Source organism: Candidatus Kuenenia sp., assembly GCF_027493735.1.
Classification (GTDB): Bacteria; Planctomycetota; Brocadiia; order Brocadiales; family Brocadiaceae; genus Kuenenia; species Kuenenia stuttgartiensis_A.
The window spans coordinates 597,089-612,241 of sequence record NZ_JAOSKF010000018.1 but is presented as its reverse complement, the minus strand read 5'-3'; the positions used below and the strand labels follow the sequence as shown (position 1 = coordinate 612,241).

The 15,153-nt window shown below is 38.2% G+C and carries 19 protein-coding genes and 6 tRNA genes; 22 read left to right on the top strand and 3 right to left on the bottom strand.

Going from position 1 to position 15,153, the window contains the following annotated elements:
- Both M5U24_RS11320 and M5U24_RS11315 read left to right on the top strand, forming a co-directional pair.
- Window positions 1–1,154, top strand: a 1,154-nt coding sequence (locus M5U24_RS11320) for a glycosyltransferase (RefSeq protein ID WP_298202456.1), incomplete at its 5' end; no start/stop codon positions are given.
- 20 nt (window positions 1,155–1,174) lie between these two features.
- On the top strand, window positions 1,175–2,170 hold the full coding sequence (locus M5U24_RS11315) for a glycosyltransferase (RefSeq protein WP_099325494.1): 996 nt from the start codon (window positions 1,175–1,177) through the stop codon (window positions 2,168–2,170).
- Window positions 2,171–2,251: 81 nt separating this feature from the next.
- Here the strand turns inward: M5U24_RS11315 and M5U24_RS11310 are convergent, their stop codons facing one another.
- Window positions 2,252–3,388: a glycosyltransferase family 1 protein gene (locus M5U24_RS11310; protein WP_099325495.1), complete on the bottom strand. Its 1,137-nt coding sequence runs from the start codon at window positions 3,386–3,388 to the stop codon at window positions 2,252–2,254.
- Window positions 3,389–3,891: 503 nt separating this feature from the next.
- On the opposite strand from M5U24_RS11310, the gene M5U24_RS11305 reads away from it, so the two are divergent.
- The 6 genes from M5U24_RS11305 to M5U24_RS11280 all read left to right on the top strand — a co-directional run bounded on the left by M5U24_RS11305 (window position 3,892) and on the right by M5U24_RS11280 (window position 7,340).
- Window positions 3,892–4,071, top strand: a complete 180-nt coding sequence (locus tag M5U24_RS11305; RefSeq protein WP_099325496.1) for a hypothetical protein — start codon at window positions 3,892–3,894, stop codon at window positions 4,069–4,071.
- A 205-nt stretch (window positions 4,072–4,276) separates the two neighbouring features.
- Window positions 4,277–4,459, top strand: a complete 183-nt coding sequence (locus M5U24_RS11300) for a hypothetical protein (protein WP_099325497.1) — start codon at window positions 4,277–4,279, stop codon at window positions 4,457–4,459.
- A gap of 514 nt (window positions 4,460–4,973) precedes the next feature.
- Complete coding sequence (locus M5U24_RS11295) at window positions 4,974–6,311, top strand: IS1380-like element ISCku8 family transposase (RefSeq protein ID WP_099324609.1); 1,338 nt, start codon at window positions 4,974–4,976, stop codon at window positions 6,309–6,311.
- A 243-nt stretch (window positions 6,312–6,554) separates the two neighbouring features.
- Complete coding sequence (locus M5U24_RS11290) at window positions 6,555–6,932, top strand: PIN domain-containing protein (protein WP_099325499.1); 378 nt, start codon at window positions 6,555–6,557, stop codon at window positions 6,930–6,932.
- Entirely contained in the window at window positions 6,913–7,116 is a 204-nt protein-coding gene (locus M5U24_RS11285) for a hypothetical protein (protein ID WP_169703637.1), read from the top strand. Before M5U24_RS11290 ends, M5U24_RS11285 begins: the two co-directional genes overlap by 20 nt.
- A gap of 53 nt (window positions 7,117–7,169) precedes the next feature.
- On the top strand, window positions 7,170–7,340 hold the full coding sequence (locus tag M5U24_RS11280) for a hypothetical protein (protein ID WP_157820551.1): 171 nt from the start codon (window positions 7,170–7,172) through the stop codon (window positions 7,338–7,340).
- Window positions 7,341–7,710: 370 nt separating this feature from the next.
- Here the strand turns inward: M5U24_RS11280 and M5U24_RS11275 are convergent, their stop codons facing one another.
- Window positions 7,711–7,950, bottom strand: coding sequence for a hypothetical protein (locus M5U24_RS11275; RefSeq protein WP_157820552.1), 240 nt, complete (start codon window positions 7,948–7,950; stop codon window positions 7,711–7,713).
- Between the two features lie 229 nt (window positions 7,951–8,179).
- On the opposite strand from M5U24_RS11275, the gene M5U24_RS11270 reads away from it, so the two are divergent.
- From M5U24_RS11270 to M5U24_RS11240, 7 genes are all read left to right on the top strand, one after another.
- Complete coding sequence (locus M5U24_RS11270; RefSeq protein WP_169703159.1) at window positions 8,180–8,860, top strand: reverse transcriptase domain-containing protein; 681 nt, start codon at window positions 8,180–8,182, stop codon at window positions 8,858–8,860.
- Window positions 8,861–8,870: 10 nt separating this feature from the next.
- Complete coding sequence (locus tag M5U24_RS11265) at window positions 8,871–9,275, top strand: group II intron maturase-specific domain-containing protein (RefSeq protein WP_164995595.1); 405 nt, start codon at window positions 8,871–8,873, stop codon at window positions 9,273–9,275.
- A gap of 205 nt (window positions 9,276–9,480) precedes the next feature.
- Complete coding sequence (locus tag M5U24_RS11260) at window positions 9,481–9,696, top strand: DUF433 domain-containing protein (protein WP_164995594.1); 216 nt, start codon at window positions 9,481–9,483, stop codon at window positions 9,694–9,696.
- Window positions 9,697–9,705: 9 nt separating this feature from the next.
- Window positions 9,706–10,089, top strand: coding sequence for a DUF5615 family PIN-like protein (locus M5U24_RS11255; RefSeq protein ID WP_164995593.1), 384 nt, complete (start codon window positions 9,706–9,708; stop codon window positions 10,087–10,089).
- 65 nt (window positions 10,090–10,154) lie between these two features.
- Window positions 10,155–10,322 (top strand): GxxExxY protein, encoded by a 168-nt coding sequence (locus M5U24_RS11250; RefSeq protein WP_169703158.1) that lies wholly within the window; start codon window positions 10,155–10,157, stop codon window positions 10,320–10,322.
- A gap of 707 nt (window positions 10,323–11,029) precedes the next feature.
- Window positions 11,030–11,491 (top strand): coiled-coil domain-containing protein, encoded by a 462-nt coding sequence (locus tag M5U24_RS11245; RefSeq protein ID WP_169703157.1) that lies wholly within the window; start codon window positions 11,030–11,032, stop codon window positions 11,489–11,491.
- A gap of 17 nt (window positions 11,492–11,508) precedes the next feature.
- On the top strand, window positions 11,509–11,934 hold the full coding sequence (locus M5U24_RS11240; protein ID WP_169703156.1) for a Uma2 family endonuclease: 426 nt from the start codon (window positions 11,509–11,511) through the stop codon (window positions 11,932–11,934).
- 105 nt (window positions 11,935–12,039) lie between these two features.
- Here the strand turns inward: M5U24_RS11240 and M5U24_RS11235 are convergent, their stop codons facing one another.
- The gene (locus tag M5U24_RS11235; protein WP_169703155.1) at window positions 12,040–12,255 is read right to left on the bottom strand and encodes a hypothetical protein; all 216 of its coding nucleotides are present in this window, start codon (window positions 12,253–12,255) and stop codon (window positions 12,040–12,042) included.
- Between the two features lie 452 nt (window positions 12,256–12,707).
- On the opposite strand from M5U24_RS11235, the gene M5U24_RS11230 reads away from it, so the two are divergent.
- From M5U24_RS11230 to tig, 7 genes are all read left to right on the top strand, one after another.
- Window positions 12,708–12,784 (top strand) — tRNA-Arg (locus M5U24_RS11230).
- A 34-nt stretch (window positions 12,785–12,818) separates the two neighbouring features.
- Window positions 12,819–12,895: transfer RNA gene (locus M5U24_RS11225), tRNA-His, on the top strand.
- Between the two features lie 235 nt (window positions 12,896–13,130).
- Window positions 13,131–13,207: transfer RNA gene (locus tag M5U24_RS11220), tRNA-Arg, on the top strand.
- 30 nt (window positions 13,208–13,237) lie between these two features.
- Window positions 13,238–13,310: transfer RNA gene (locus M5U24_RS11215), tRNA-Lys, on the top strand.
- A 296-nt stretch (window positions 13,311–13,606) separates the two neighbouring features.
- A tRNA-Leu gene (locus M5U24_RS11210) sits at window positions 13,607–13,689 on the top strand.
- Window positions 13,690–13,709: 20 nt separating this feature from the next.
- Window positions 13,710–13,784, top strand: a tRNA-Gly gene (locus M5U24_RS11205).
- 37 nt (window positions 13,785–13,821) lie between these two features.
- Window positions 13,822–15,129 carry a trigger factor gene (tig, locus tag M5U24_RS11200; protein WP_164995590.1) on the top strand — a complete coding sequence of 436 codons (1,308 nt, stop codon included), beginning with the start codon at window positions 13,822–13,824 and terminating at the stop codon, window positions 15,127–15,129.
- Window positions 15,130–15,153 lie beyond the last annotated feature (24 nt).

Sequence of the window (15,153 nt, the reverse complement as noted above, 5' to 3'; positions counted from 1 at the left end):
CTATAAATGCATATTGGAAGGCAAAACAAACAAAAAGAAATTACGCAACTATAAAAAAATATTATGAGGTTCTTTCTGCCGAAAGAAAAATCATATATCAGGAAAATAATATTCCAAATCAGTTGGCTGATTCTTTTAGTGAAAGAAATATCAAGATAAGGCCATTACCAAAAGGGAATTTAAGAATTATCTATGTAGGAACAGATGAGGGGCAAGATTTTGGAGGGATTATACAGGGTTTACGAAAGTTCGGAGAGGTTATTGCTTTTGATCAAAAATCTGGTCTATATGGACAAATGCTTTTTGATAAAAAGGGAGTAGATGTTGCCCAAATTAACGGAAAACGACTAATGGCAATTGTCCATGACAACATTAATTCATATCCTTTGCACGTTGTTATCGGCCAGATGTGGGGCGGGACAATGGATTCCAGTATATTGCAAGCTGTGAGAAATATGGGAATCCCAGTTGTCAATATTTCTATGGATGATAGGCATGCATTTCGATTGAGAAAAGTTGATGGCAAATGGATGGGAACATCCGGTCTTATTGGGGCAGTAGATCTTGTCTGTACAACAGCAAAGGAATGTTGCTTATGGTATCAAACAGAGGGTTGTCCAGCTATTTACTTACCGGAGGCAAGTGATCCAGAGTTATATAAGCCAGGTACTGTTACAAAGGAGTACGATGTCTGTTTTGTGGGAGCAAATTATGGGATTAGACGTAAAATTGTTAAGGCTATCGAGAAAAAAGGTATCAGAGTTACATCTTATGGGAATGGCTGGCCAAATGGGAGGATAGATGTAAAAATATTACCGGAAATTTTTTCTAAGTCCCGCGTAGTATTAGGTGTAGGCACTATTGGTCATTGTACAGATTTCTATTCGTTGAAGATGCGGGATTTTGACGGGCCGATGTCAGGGAGTTTTTATTTAACTCATGATAATCCTGATTTATATGAGCTTTATGATATAGGGAAGGAAATAGTAACTTATCGTAATCCCGAAGAATGCGTTAATAAAGTTGAATATTATCTTACACATCCTGATGAAAGGGAAACCATTGCTAAAGCTGGGAAGGAAAAGGCTATAAAGAACCATACATGGGAGAAAAGATTTGATAAGGTATTACGAGTCGTTGGAATTATTAAATAGAAAAATACAGGGATTTATTAATGCCTAAAGTTCCTTTAATAAGTGTAGTAATGCCGGTATACAACTGTGAGCAGTATGTACGAGAGGCAATAGAGAGTATTCTTCACCAAACGTTTCAAGAGTTTGAATTTATAATTATAAATGACGGTTCAACTGATCAGACACCAGAAATATTAAATGAGTATGCAAAAAAAGATATTAGGATAAAAGTAATAAATCAACTTAATAGTGGTATAGTTGTAGCTCTTAACAGAGGCTTATTTGAATCGAAAAGTGAATGGATATTCAGAATGGATGGAGACGATATTGCTTTGCCCCATCGGTTTGCAGTTCAGATAAAGGCAATTGAGAAAAATCCTTCTTTAATTCTTCTTGGTGGATGGTGTCAGCAAATTAATACAAAAGGAGTTTTTTTAAAGGTTAATAAATATCCTTCTCATCATAATAAACTAATACACAATTTAGAGGCACATAACCAGTTTTTTCCACATCCAACTGCATGTTTTCGCCGTGGAGTAGTTATGAAATTAGAAGGATATAGAGAAAGATTTCGTCATGCAGAAGATATTGATTTGTGGTTTAGAATGGTAGGACATGGTCAATTTGCTTGTTGTGACGATGTAATACTTTGTTTAAGAAAACATGAAAAGAATATATCTGATTTTGATTTTGGCAGAATTCAACAGGTGAAAGCTGTTGCTGCATTTATATGTAATTTTCAACGCAAATATAGACGTTTTGATCCATCGCAGATGAATGAAAAAAACTGGCAGGAATTTTTGTTTTGGATTGAAAATGAAATGGACTCAAATGGATACTTTCGAAAAATGCGAGGAATGGATGCATTAAGAAAAGTCTGGTACTCCAAACCAGGAACAAATATGTTAAAAAGGGGGGTATCTGTAGTCCGTGAACTAATTCGCAATCCTGTAGCCAGGAAAATTATTTGGAAGCAATTTGGGAATAGCAATTTTATTCTAAAATTAGCAAAGAGAAGCGAAGAAGCATTGAAGTAAATGAAAGATATAAAAGCAACAAATTTGTAAGTTGTCAGATAGTGTTGTGTCTCTTTAACCGTGCAGTTATCACAAATATTGTTAAACCGCACTTTCAAAAACTCTTAATGTATTTTTTACTGCATTTTCCCATGAAAAATTTTCTGCCCTTTTTAATGAAATTTTTTTCAATGTTAAAATTAAATTCTTATCTGTTATTGTTCTGCATATTGTATCTGCCATGGTAATAGGATTCATAGGGTCGAAGTATACAGCAGCGTTTCCGCACATCTCCGGCATGGGTTCTATATTAGAAGATAGTATTGGAGCGCCACAAGCCATTGCCTCTATTAAAATATTTGGGCAATTCTCACAGGTAGAAGGGTAAACAAAAAGTAAACACGAAGCATAAAGAAAAGGAAGCTCCTCGTACGACACCTCTCCCAGAAATAAGACCCTTTCTTCAAATTTCCTTTCTCGTATAAATCGCATCATTTCATCATAATAACCATCATCAAAACATCTCCCCACTAATACAAGTTTTATCTCATTATCTATTTTGTTACAGATTAGTGAGAATGCCTTTATAAGCTCAAAAAAGTTCTTATAACGATGGATATTTGAAACATAAAGTATAAATTTACTAAGATTATATTTGTTGCCTATTTGTTGTTTTTTATCTAAATCAACGTTTTCATGAAATAATTCTTCATTCTTTCCATGATATATGAGATTGGCATGCTTTAAAGAAAGCCCAAGATTCTTCATATCGTGAATCGCCTTTTTTGATATAAATATTACCTTTTTTGCTCTCTTGATGGATGCTATAGTTAATAATTTTAGGAGTTTTAGTCTGTACTTTTGAATTTTACGTTCGGCATCAATAATTGCATCGTCGAATGGGGCAAGATTTTGTATCATGACAACATTTGGTATCGTTGAAAAAAGAGGGCATATATTCCCAGGAGAAAAAAGAACATCAACGCCTTCTTTTTTCAGGATAAAAGGCAAGATTAATTGTTCCCACAAAATGCGTAATAGAGGATTTCTTGAGGCCATTCTAAAAGATAAAAATGTAAAATCGGGGTGTTGAAAATAAAATACATCTTTTCCTTTGAGTGTTGTGAGTATAAGAAATTGATGGTGAGTGTTTATTTTTGACAAATACGTTAAGAGATTTTTTATATAGGTGACACCTCCGCCGGCAACGGCAGATGTCGTATTAATGGCTATTTTCATGTAATATTAATCCATTAGGACACGGATAAATACTGATAAACGCGGATTATATAACATTCCCGTATCTGAAACAACGAATAAAATATTGTGTGACAGTTCTGTTTACCGCAGAGAAAGCGGAGACTTAGTCGCGAGTCTTCGGTGTGAGCGCAGACGAACACTCAGTTGAACGATCGCAGAGGCAGCAAGGTAGGTAATGGTTCACCAGGCGCAAAGGTAGTATTTTAATTTTTCTTTGCGTCTCTTATTATAAGGAGTATAACCTATAATTATCCGTCGGAGGAGCTTGAAGAAGAAATCAGGAAAGATTTAAATACTTTAAAGAATGTGATAAATTAAAAGATAAAGGTTGCTGGCTTGTCAGTTTTAGTAAATATCGTTGTCCCTGTTTTCCAATGTTGCTGAGGCACTTAGACATGCATGGCTTGTGTAAAGTAAATATGTCAGCTATGAACATTGGAGTGTCAAGATTCAAGATCTGACCCTCGGTACTGTCATATCAGATGGAAAGCGATGATAATGCAGTAATAAACGGCATACGTCAGAATACAAAAACCGGCAGACCTTGCGGTGGCAAGTCTTTTATAAAAAAAGAGATTAATGGCATTATCAAAGGGAAGACCGCCAAAGAAAAAATAAATGGTTGCCATCCCTATTATTCCCTCATATCGATAGGTGTATAATGCCTTGCTGAGAAGGGAGCAGGAAAGCCGTATGAGGGAAAAACCTCACGTAAGGTTTGATGAGAAGATGCTGGAAATAGGGTATGGTTGAGATGGTGTGTGACACTCTCAGAGGAAACGGAGAGAAACAGGGAACACAAATCTTAACCTGTAGCCACTACATCAGTGTTTTGCTTTACATTTAATAAGGAAGATTGTTAAAGATATGATTGATGCTATGCCAGAGGATGAGCTTAAAAAAGTCTTTGGAATCCTGGAACGTCTTATAGAAAAAGACAGTAATGAAGCGTGGTCAGTATGGGAAGAACTTGGTAAAGACGCTGCTGAAGGCAAATGGAATGATGCTTCAGAAAGACACGATTTCTATTTATACGGAATAAAGAAATGAAAATCTTTATTGATACCAGCGCGTGGGTTGCCTTAGAAAACAGAAAAGACATTCACTTGATAAAGATTTTGAACAAATGGGCTTTGCAAAAAGCCCTTTGCTAACGTATATATGACGTGGGGAATATTTTCCAAACTACTTTTAAACAAATATGGAAATCACAAAAAATATTCACAGTTTCGCAATCGGGTTCATAATAATGTTGTACCCTTTTCAGTGCCGGTTTTGCCCGTCATTCCATGTTTCTACGTATCAAGAAGATACTGAAGAACTCAAATGTTTTCTAATTAAATAAAATGAGAATTTATTTTGATAGTTGTAGCATTCAAAGACCATTTGATGATAAATCTCAAATTCGTATTAGAATTGAGACAGAAGCGATTTTAAGTATTACCTAAATCCTGCAAACAAGGCAAAGCCTTGTTGCAGGAATAGGATTGAAATGGTAGGATTTCCAAGGTATTCGGCGGTATATTGATAACAAAAAACACCTGAAAGGAGATTCACCATTTCGATGAAGAATATAGCAAAAAAATACAGCAAAAGACAACCGAAAATCAAGGCAGAGATGAGCGGGAAAGGCTTAACGGTACATGCAGGGCTTTTACCGGTATTGAATTTTATGGGTAAGCTGATGTTCCGGGAGAGAGTCCATGAAGCGGTCCATAAGGATCGTGGAGCAAATGCCCGGTATCAGTTTATCGATGCGGTACAAATGGTAGTGATAGGGTTGATAGCAGGGGCGACATCGATGGTAGAGGTGATGAAGGTGTGTACAGATGAGGTATTGAAGAAGATGTCCGGGTGGAAAGAGGTACCTGTAGATACTACGATAGGACGTATTATGAAGCTGGCGAGTCAGGGAGATATAGTGGAACTGACGGGGGTGATCCACCGGTTTAGGGGAAAGATATGGAAGCGTGCGGTGAGATCAGGCCATAAACTCAGGAGTGCTCTTTGCGAAGTATGGATAGATGTTGATTCTACCGTAGATGGTGTATATGGGAAACAGGAGGGTGCAGAGGTAGGATATAATCCGCACAAGAAGGGGCAGAAGGCGTATCATCCCTTAATGGCATTTATTGCAGAAACAAAGGAGGTATTACATAGTTGGTTCCGCTGTGGAAGCGCCTACACGAGTAACGGAGTAGTAGAGTTCATGAAGGAATGTATGGCGTACATGAATAAGGGGGTAAGGGTGGTATTTCGGGGAGACAGCGGTTTTTTTACCGGAGAATTACTTGAATACCTTGAGTCAATATTGGCGGGATATCTGATTAAGGTAAAGCTGAAGAATCTGGAAGGATTGCTTGAAGGGCAGAAATGGAATGAGGTGAAAGGGGAGCCAGGATGGGAACAGGCTGAATTTTGGTATCGATGTGCAGGGTGGGATCGTGCGAGACGTTTTGTGGCAGTGCGGCAATTGGTCAAAAGAGAAAAGAAATTAGTAGAAGTGTCCGTGTATGAGTATTTTTGTTACGTTACAACGGAGCGGTTAAGTCCGATGGAAGCGCATCGTTGTTATGGAAAGAGGGCTACCTGCGAGACTTTGATAGAAGAGAGTAAAGGACAGATGAATGCGGGGCACATACGTACGGGTGAATTTTTGGCCAATGCTGCGCTATTTCAGTGTGCGGTGTTAGCGTATAATCTTTTGAAGTGGATGGGATTGCTCAGTGGTGGAGTGATACAACAGTGGGAAGTAAAGACGATGAGACTGTGGTTAATCCGTGTGGCAGGGAAACTGGTGGAGAGAAGCCGGCAGATGACATTAAAATTGCCGGAGAAATTTCTCCATCAGGAGGAATGGGAAAAGTGGGAACGCATGTCACTGGATGTAGTTTTTCAGTAGAAAACCGACGTTGTATTTCGTTTTTTTAGTCTTTTGAGAGTGGTAAGTATACCGCAGATGGAGACAGTACATCCCTATCTTGATTTTCATTGCATCAGAGAGCACGTTTCCGACAATTTCCCATGTCTTTTTGTTTAAAGTAGTACAATAGCGCTACCACAATTGCTAAAAAACGGATATCTGTTATCGCTTTTTGCCAATCTTGGTAGTGGAAAATACTGATTTTCGCATTGCGAAAATCGTTTGCAGGATTTAGGTATTATAGAACTGATTGAGGATGGAAGGATTGACCTGATTACCTCATCAGTGGTAGAATTTGAGTTAAAGAAAACACCTGATCCGGAACGAATATCTTCTGGATTAAAAGTAATATCGTTACATTCAGAAAGAATTACTTTGTCTGATAAAATTGTTAAGAGAGCCAAAGAATTTGAAATGCGAAATATAAAGGCAATCGATGCGCTACACCTTGCGATTGCTGATGTAGAAAAAATAGATTATCTTTGCACATGCGACGATAGGTTTCGCAAAAGTGCAAGCAAGATCAAAAAGCTAGATACAAAAATTGTTTCTCCTATAGAATTTATAGAGGAGTATGAAAATGATTACGATAACAAATAATGAAATAAATAAAGAAGCGTTTGAAGTTCTTTTTAAAGAACTTGGCGTTAGCAAAACGATACGGTTTATAAACCAGTTTAGCGCTGGAAAAGGAAACTATACTGAAATGAAAGATAAAATATTTAAAGGAATGACGGTGGATGATATAGTTTCTGAAATCGAATCAAACAAAGATTTACCATAAAATTTATGAGGAGATTCGTAACGCAACGTTTTTAAAAGGAGAGAGAGGATGCTATGCCAGAGGAAGAATTTAAAAAAATCTTCGAAACACTGGAATGTATTATGGAAAAAGACAGTAATGAAGCGTGGTCAGTATGGGAAGAACTTGGTAAAGGCGCTGCTGAAGGCAAATGGAACGATGCTTCTGAAAGACACTATTTCTGTTTGTACGGAATAAAGAAATGAAAATCTTTATTGATACCAGCGCGTGAGTTGCCTTAGAAAACAAAAAAGACATTCACTTGATAAAGATTTTGAACAAATGGGCTTTGCAAAAAGACCTTAGCTAATATGTATATGCCATGTGAAATATTTTTCAAATTCTTTTTAAACAAATTTGGGAATCAGAGAAAAATTTTCCACTTTCGTATCCGGGTTTATAATAGGAGCATTTCCGATTTTTTGTAACCGTTTGTGTGATTGGGGCAAAACAACGCAGCAAGGGGGATGTGGCAAGCCTGTCCCCCGCTGGCGGGGGATTAAGGGGGTGGAATTGTCTGCGGAGGAAATCTGGGAGGTTTATAACATGAATAGCCATAAATTTTTCTTCTCATTCCTACGTTCTGCGGGAATGCATGTCACGAAGCAGGATAAAATTGTCCATTTGACCAGTCTGCGGAGCGTGGGAAAGAGGGTCAAATTTGTTTTCATAATAAAGGGGTAGTTGAATCGATGGAGAAATCCAGTCCACCCCCTGCACCCCCGCCAGCGGGGGACATAGTTTGAACAACAGGCGCATTCCCGATTTTTGGTTAACTAATTGTACATTGTAACACAAGCATCCTGCTTGTGGCATTTTACCCTCAAACAGGAAGCTTGTGTTACTATTCCTTTCCCTCTCCCCGCTAATGACATTTTTACAAAAATCGGGAATGCTCCCGTTCATAATAAAGAAACAGGCTTGCCCACAGGTATCTGAACTTTCGCTGACAGGCAATGAAGTTTTACAGCAATAACAAGACACTTAGTCAAAGATTTATCTGATAGATTGTGTATAAATTTATGTATTGTATGACAAGGTGAGAATGTTGCATTTTTTGAGAGAGGCGTACAAGCGCTGCAAATCCAATGGAGGAAGCGCCGGGGCAGACGGGATTACATTTGAAGATGTGGAGTCATACGGGGTGGAGAAGTTTCTTGGAGAGATAATAGAGGAACTTGAAAACAAAACCTACGAACCACAGCCGGTACTGAGAGTGTACATACCTAAAACCAACGGTAAGACACGACCATTGGGAATCCCTGTGATAAAAGACAGGGTAGTGCAGATGAGTGTAAAGCTTGTAATAGAGCCGATATTCGAAGCAGACTTTGAAGATAGCTCCTACGGATTCCGACCGGGACGTTCAGCGGGCGATGCTGTGAGGAAAATCAAAGAAAGACTGCGAGAAGGGAAAACAGAGGTATTTGACGCAGACCTTAGTTCTTATTTTGACACAATACCGCACAAGGAATTGTTACTGTTAATAGGGATGAGGATAAGCGACAAGAACGTACTGCACTTGATAAAAATGTGGTTAAAAGCACCGGTGGTAGAGGAAGGCAAACCAGGTGGCTGGAGGAAAAATAAGATAGGAACACCGCAGGGAAGCGTAATATCACCATTATTAGCAAACATATATCTGCACATGCTCGATAAAGCAGTCAATAGAGAGAATGGGGTTTTCTATAAGTATGGGATAACAAATCATACGTTATGCGGATGATTGGGTACTGATGGCAAAGCGAATACCTCGTGAAGCATTAGACTATCTCAATAGGAAACACAAGAAATACTGGAACATAGAACCAAGCAAGAAATCACAAAAGAAGGTTAGGGAAAAGATAGGAAACTACCTCAAGGGCAATGGGCATAAAGCGGCGGAAAAAGTAGCTAATGAATTGAATGCAATAACAAGAGGATGGATAAATTATTTCACAATAAAGGGAGTAACGTATCCAAACAAGGTGAAAAGAGACCTACGATATTATCTTTTCAGGAGATTGACGAGATATTATAAGAGGAAAAGTCAGCGCAGGAGCAAGCTCTATAATCGGGGAGCGTTTAAGGAATTAGTCAATAGATATGGACTAATAGACCCGACAAAATATGTTCCTGTCAGACAACCTGTGAAAGCTTAAGAAGAAGACTGTCGGAAAGCCGTGTGCGGGAAAATCGCATGCACGGTTTGACGAGGGGGGCAGATGATAAGTATATGGCGGAGATATGGTGGCACTGGCGGAAAACCAGCCAGCAAACAGAGAAAACAAACTTCTGCCTAAATTCTCGTCGTCTGTTTCTACTCTACCGTTTATTCGTGGCTAAATAATTAAATGGAGAGAAAATATGTTTGATAGAATAACATTTGATTCTCAGATTATGGGTGGAAGAGCGTGTATTAGAGGTATGAGATTCCCGGTTTCTGTAATTGTTGGGCAAATTGCACATGGGGCTACTATTGAGGAGGTACTGGTTGACTATCCAGACCTGGAACGTGAAGATATACAGCAGGCATTAGAGTATGCAGCGTGGTTGGCACAGGAGGAAGTCCATACGGTATAAGTGGTTAAAATGAGATTTATTGCAGATATGGGTATTGCCATGAAGGTTGTTGAATGGCTAAGGGAAAACGGACACGATGCAGTGCATCTTCGGGAAGAAGGTTTACACAAACTTTCGGATAGGGAAATTTTTAAAAAAGCTGCCTCTGAGGGGCGTATTATTTTGACTTTTGATTTAGATTTCGGAGAAATTATTGCCCTTTCTGAAGGAATATTAGTTAGTGTTATTCTTTTCCGACTTCGAAATACTCGCACACCACATGTCATGAAACGTCTTGAACATGTATTGGATGAATCTTGTGATTCGCTTAAAAGAGGGTCAGTTGTTGTTGTAGAAGAGACACGACATCGTATCCGTAAATTACCCATAAAGACTGAAGAGGATTGGCGATAACAATGAAACCAATTATTTCTGTGGAGATCGGATTTTAGAAATGGTTTGGACACAGATGAACACTGATGGACACGGATTATCGGCATATTAAATTTAAAGATCTGACCGAGAAGATTATCGAAATCTTCTTTAAAGTTTATAATAAACTTGGTTACGGTTTTCTGGAAAAAGTTTATGAAAATGCAATGATGATAGAATTCAAAAAAGAAGGCATTCACGCTGTATCACAATAATTATTTGTTGTTCGTGTAAATTTAGAAACCGTTCAAGATTACTGCCAAGCTATAGGACACAGATAAACGCAGATGGACACGGAGAAAGTATTTAAATGCACCTGTGAAAGATGGGATTTAGAGATTTGTCCCTTGGTTTTTGCATGTGCCTCTTTGGTTATGTGGCACACACTATGAAGAAAGGAAACGCAACCAATCTTCCCCTTTTGCCGTTGATTTCACATAATGATTTTGTTACTTTTGTGTTATGTATAAGTCTTACGACCTTATAAAAAACCCTGAACCCAAAATCGGCGAAGAAGAGGCCCATAGAGTTCATTGAATCATTTAAGGGCGATATTGCTACGAAAACTGACCTTCAATTGCTAAAGATAGACATCGAAGGTAAGCTTGACAAACTCGATACAAAGATTGAATGGGTAAAGAGCGAGCTTGAGGGTAAAATCTAAAATTCCAGGCTTGATTTAATGGACAAAATCGGGGCGGCAAAGATAGATATGCTCAAATGGCTTTTTGGTTTCTGGATTACACTCATGGGAACTATTATTGCCCTATGGTTATCCAAATAGCATCCTGCCTGAATTTTTTTGAGAAAATAACTAATAATGCCAACAGTTCTTAACATAGCGCCAAGCGCCTAAAAATCTGCCATAGTCAGAACTCTTACCGATGCACATTGCATGTTACTTTAAGATACGGAGGTTTTTATGCCCATTATAAACACCCTTGAGATTTACGAAGACTTAAAATCACAATTCAAAGAAGATGAGGCGCGCACTTTGACAAAGGCATTAGAAAAATCTTTGGAGGAATACCAAAAGAAGCAGGAAAGTTTTTTGGCAACAAAGGATGATATTGCTAAACTCCGTGAAGAGCTGAAAGACGATATAAATAGCTTAAGTTTAATAACAAAAAATGATATTGCCAATTTGCGAAGTGAACTGAAGGATGATATTGCCAATTTGCGAAGTGAACTGAAGGATGATATTACCAAATTCCAAATAGAAACGAAAAACGATATGACTAAACTTCGTGAAGAGCTGAAAGAAGATATTAATAAGGTAAGAAATGATCTTGCTAATGCAAAGGCCGAAATTATCAAGTGGTTATTTATATTCCTGATAGGTCAGGGAGCGACAATTATTAGTATTTTGAAGTTTATAAAGTGAAAATAAGGAGGTTCGCCATGACACCGGTTCTGGAAAATAAAAAGTACACCTATGAAGATTATTTGAAAATTTCTGATGATAAAAGGTACGAACTGATTGATGGAGAATTAATTATAACACCATTTCCGAGCACGAGGCATCAAAGGATTTCGAGGAAGATTGAATTTGTTATTGAGAAATTTGTAGCAGATAATAATCTGGAGGAGGTCTTTGATGCTCCCTATGATGTTTATCTTGATGAAGAAAATGTTGTTCAGTCGGATATCCTATTTGTTTCAAGAGACAGGTTGAGTATCATTGGTGAAAAGAATATCCAGGGATCACCTGACATGGTAATTAAGATAGTTTCTGAAAATAGCGCATATAGAGATATTGTGCAAAAGAAAAATCTTTATGCGAGATTTGGTGTAAAGGAATACTGGATCGTGATACCGGAGACCTAAGAGATAGAAATCTATATGCTGGAAGAAAACCATTACCGGTTGTATAAGACATACGGGAAAAACGAATCTCTTGAATCGCCTGTGCTAAAGGGCTTAAGAATGGAGTTAAATAATATACTTTAGAAACAAGCATATGACCAGTTGGTAGGCTAGCGTTAAAACCTCCAGCCCCCAATCGTCGCCAGGTATATTTGTTACCAAACCAACATCCCCTTTTAAACCATACGGCTTTCCCGTAGTTAGCGACCCCTGCAGAGTTGCGCTATAGCAGAGAATGGACGTTAATACCATGCAAAGCATCTGGCGATCTCCAATTGTCATTAGAATTTGTTTCGGATTTCGCGTTTCGTGAAGGTTGCAGTTTAATTCCAGTTGCAGGGTTTAATTATTTGGGGTGAAGTTCCGTTATAGGGAAAAATTGAAAAGGTCTGCCTTCCGGATCGGAGAAATTTATTCGGGAAAAAAGATTGCAGGCAGACCGCCGTTACGCCACCGCCATGCAGTCTGTCCCAAAAATAAAAATGACAGGTGTAAGAGGTAGTTCCCATTCCCTCTCTTTTGTTTTTTTCTTGCTTCAAGGTAATTAATTATATAAAATCTTCAAATTATGCAAAAAAGCAAATGTACCTATTTTACCGAAATACCAACAGGCTTGTTTTACGGCATTTCGATAAAAAATACAGTGTTTTTATTCTTTTTTTCTGTAGTTTACAGCGGTAGTAAATTTTTCGGGTATGTCGCAAATTTTTGACTTTGTTGTGTTTGCGGTTTTTGCGCCAGTAGCTCAGATGGATAGAGCATCGGATTTCTAATCCGGCGGCCGAGGGTTCGAATCCTTCCTGGCGCGCCATATTCATTTCAGCTAAGCCTTATATACATTTGTGGTGAGCGTAGCTCAGTTGGTTAGAGCATTAGACTGTGGCTCTAAGGGTCGCGGGTTCGAATCCCGTCGCTCACCCCATTTTTTTCAATTCCTGATTGATACATTCTTTCGTTATTCTTTAATAATAAAAGAACCAGCGTATTTAAATACATTAAGTGTCTATTAGCGGTTTTGGACGCCATATTTATTTCGTGATAGAATTTTTGCGGGGTGAAATCAGGTTGACATTTGTCCTATCTTCTATATAATTGCGACTTTGTTTTATTGTCCAATTTTGATGTATGAACGACTGCGCCGGCATTGCGTCTTTTTTGCGCTCGTAGCTCAATTGGATAGAGTGGTGGACTTCGAATCCAAAGGTTGCAGGTTCAAGTCCTGCCGGGCGCGCCATTCTTAAATTTTTTCAATAATTAACCTTTTGCGCCCTTAGCTCAGATGGTAGAGCAACTGACTCTTAATCAGTGGGTCGGAGGTTCGATCCCTCCAGGGCGCATCAATAAGATTGCCGTTTTTAGTACGTCGGGCATATCGTTTAATAGAAATTAAAACAGTACCATTACGATGAGGGCATTGAAAACTCAATACCTTGCAAATGTAAGATTAAAGACTGCTCAGTCGTTGTTTATAATGGAAGACAATAGGTCTCTGTTTTAGTGAAACGCGATACCGGCTTAGCAAAATTGCAAGAAATATTTAAACGTAATTGCTGTTTATTCGGTTGATATATTTTTATGCCGCAATTGTAATTTTAATTGAGAAATTTTATTTCTTGATTTTAAACAGAGGTCTGCGAGGGTGGCGGAACTGGCAGACGCGCAAGACTTAGGATCTTGTACCTTAACGGTGTGGGGGTTCGATTCCCCCCCCTCGCATAAATATGCGAATATAAAAAGCGGGTGTAGCTCAGTGGTAGAGCATCACGTTGCCAACGTGAATGTCGTGGGTTCGAGCCCCATCACCCGCTCCAATTTTTTAGCAAGTGTTAGAATACGGAATGATGAATCATGAATATAACAATTGAAAATGCAGGGCCTTGTAAGAAGCTTTTAAAGTTTGAAATTCCCAAAGAAGCAATAGAAAGCGAATTAGAGAAAAAGACGCTGGAAGCCTGTAGTTCTGTACAGCTTCCAGGTTTTCGAAAAGGACACGTACCCAGAAAACTGGTTGAGAAACGATTCGAAACCCAAATCAAAGAAGATGTGAAGCAATCCCTCATAAGCGAATCGTATGAAAAGGCATTAGAAGAAAACAAAATCGAACCTGTAGGCGAACCTAAATTTGACCCTGAGTTCGGAAATTTGAATCTTGAAATCGGGAAACCGCTCACCTTTGACGTTACGCTTGAAGTTTTGCCTGTATTTGAAGTAGGCCAATATAAAGGTTTACAGTTAAAGAAGAAGGCGATCGATGTGTCTGAAGAAGAAATTGATAAGCTCCTAAAAGAATTGGCGCTGCAAAAAGCGCAATTTACTGTTGTGAGTGGTGGAGGTATAGAAGAAAAGGATCTTATTATTTGTGACTGCAAAGTTGAAGTAAATGGTATAACTGTTTTTGAAGACAATGACATAGAAGTCAGTGTTGTAGACGGAAGCAAAATTGCTCATACGGAAATCCCTGAGTTGGTAAAATATTTAAAAGGAAATACAACTGGTGCCACATGTACGATTAATGTTGTATTATCTGATACGTTCAACATAAAAGAATATCGTGGAAAAGAAGCAAGTATAAAACTTGTGGTTAATGAGATAAAACGTTTAAGCCCTCCGGAAATAGATGAGGATCTTGCCAAAACCTTAAATTTTAAATCACTGGAAGACTTAAAATTAAATGCCAGAAAGCGCCTGGAAATAAATAAGAATATCTGGGCAGAAAACGATTTGAGGACGCAGATTCTTGATACACTTTTGGCTCAAACACAATTTGATCTGCCGAAGGACTTTATTAACAAACATGCAGAAGAAAGGGTATATAAGCATCAGCTTGATTTGGTAAAAAGAGGCGTTCCGTTTGAAGAGGTGCAAAAACAAACTGAATCAATGAAAAGCGCTTCAGAAGAATCCGTAGTGAAAGAATTAAAGGCATCGCTTATAATTGAGTATATTGCGAAAAAAGAAAAAATATTTGTAACTGAAAACGAAGTTGAACAACGAATAGTGGAAATTGCATATTCTTATAACACAGATAAAAAAGTTGTTCGAAAACAACTGGAAACACAGGGAAACTTATCTTATTTACGGAACGAAATGCGGGAAGATAAGACATTGGCTTTTTTGTTAAAGGAAGCAAAAATTGAACAGGAAGCAGCGAAATAATTTCTGATTTATTAACCTAAAGGA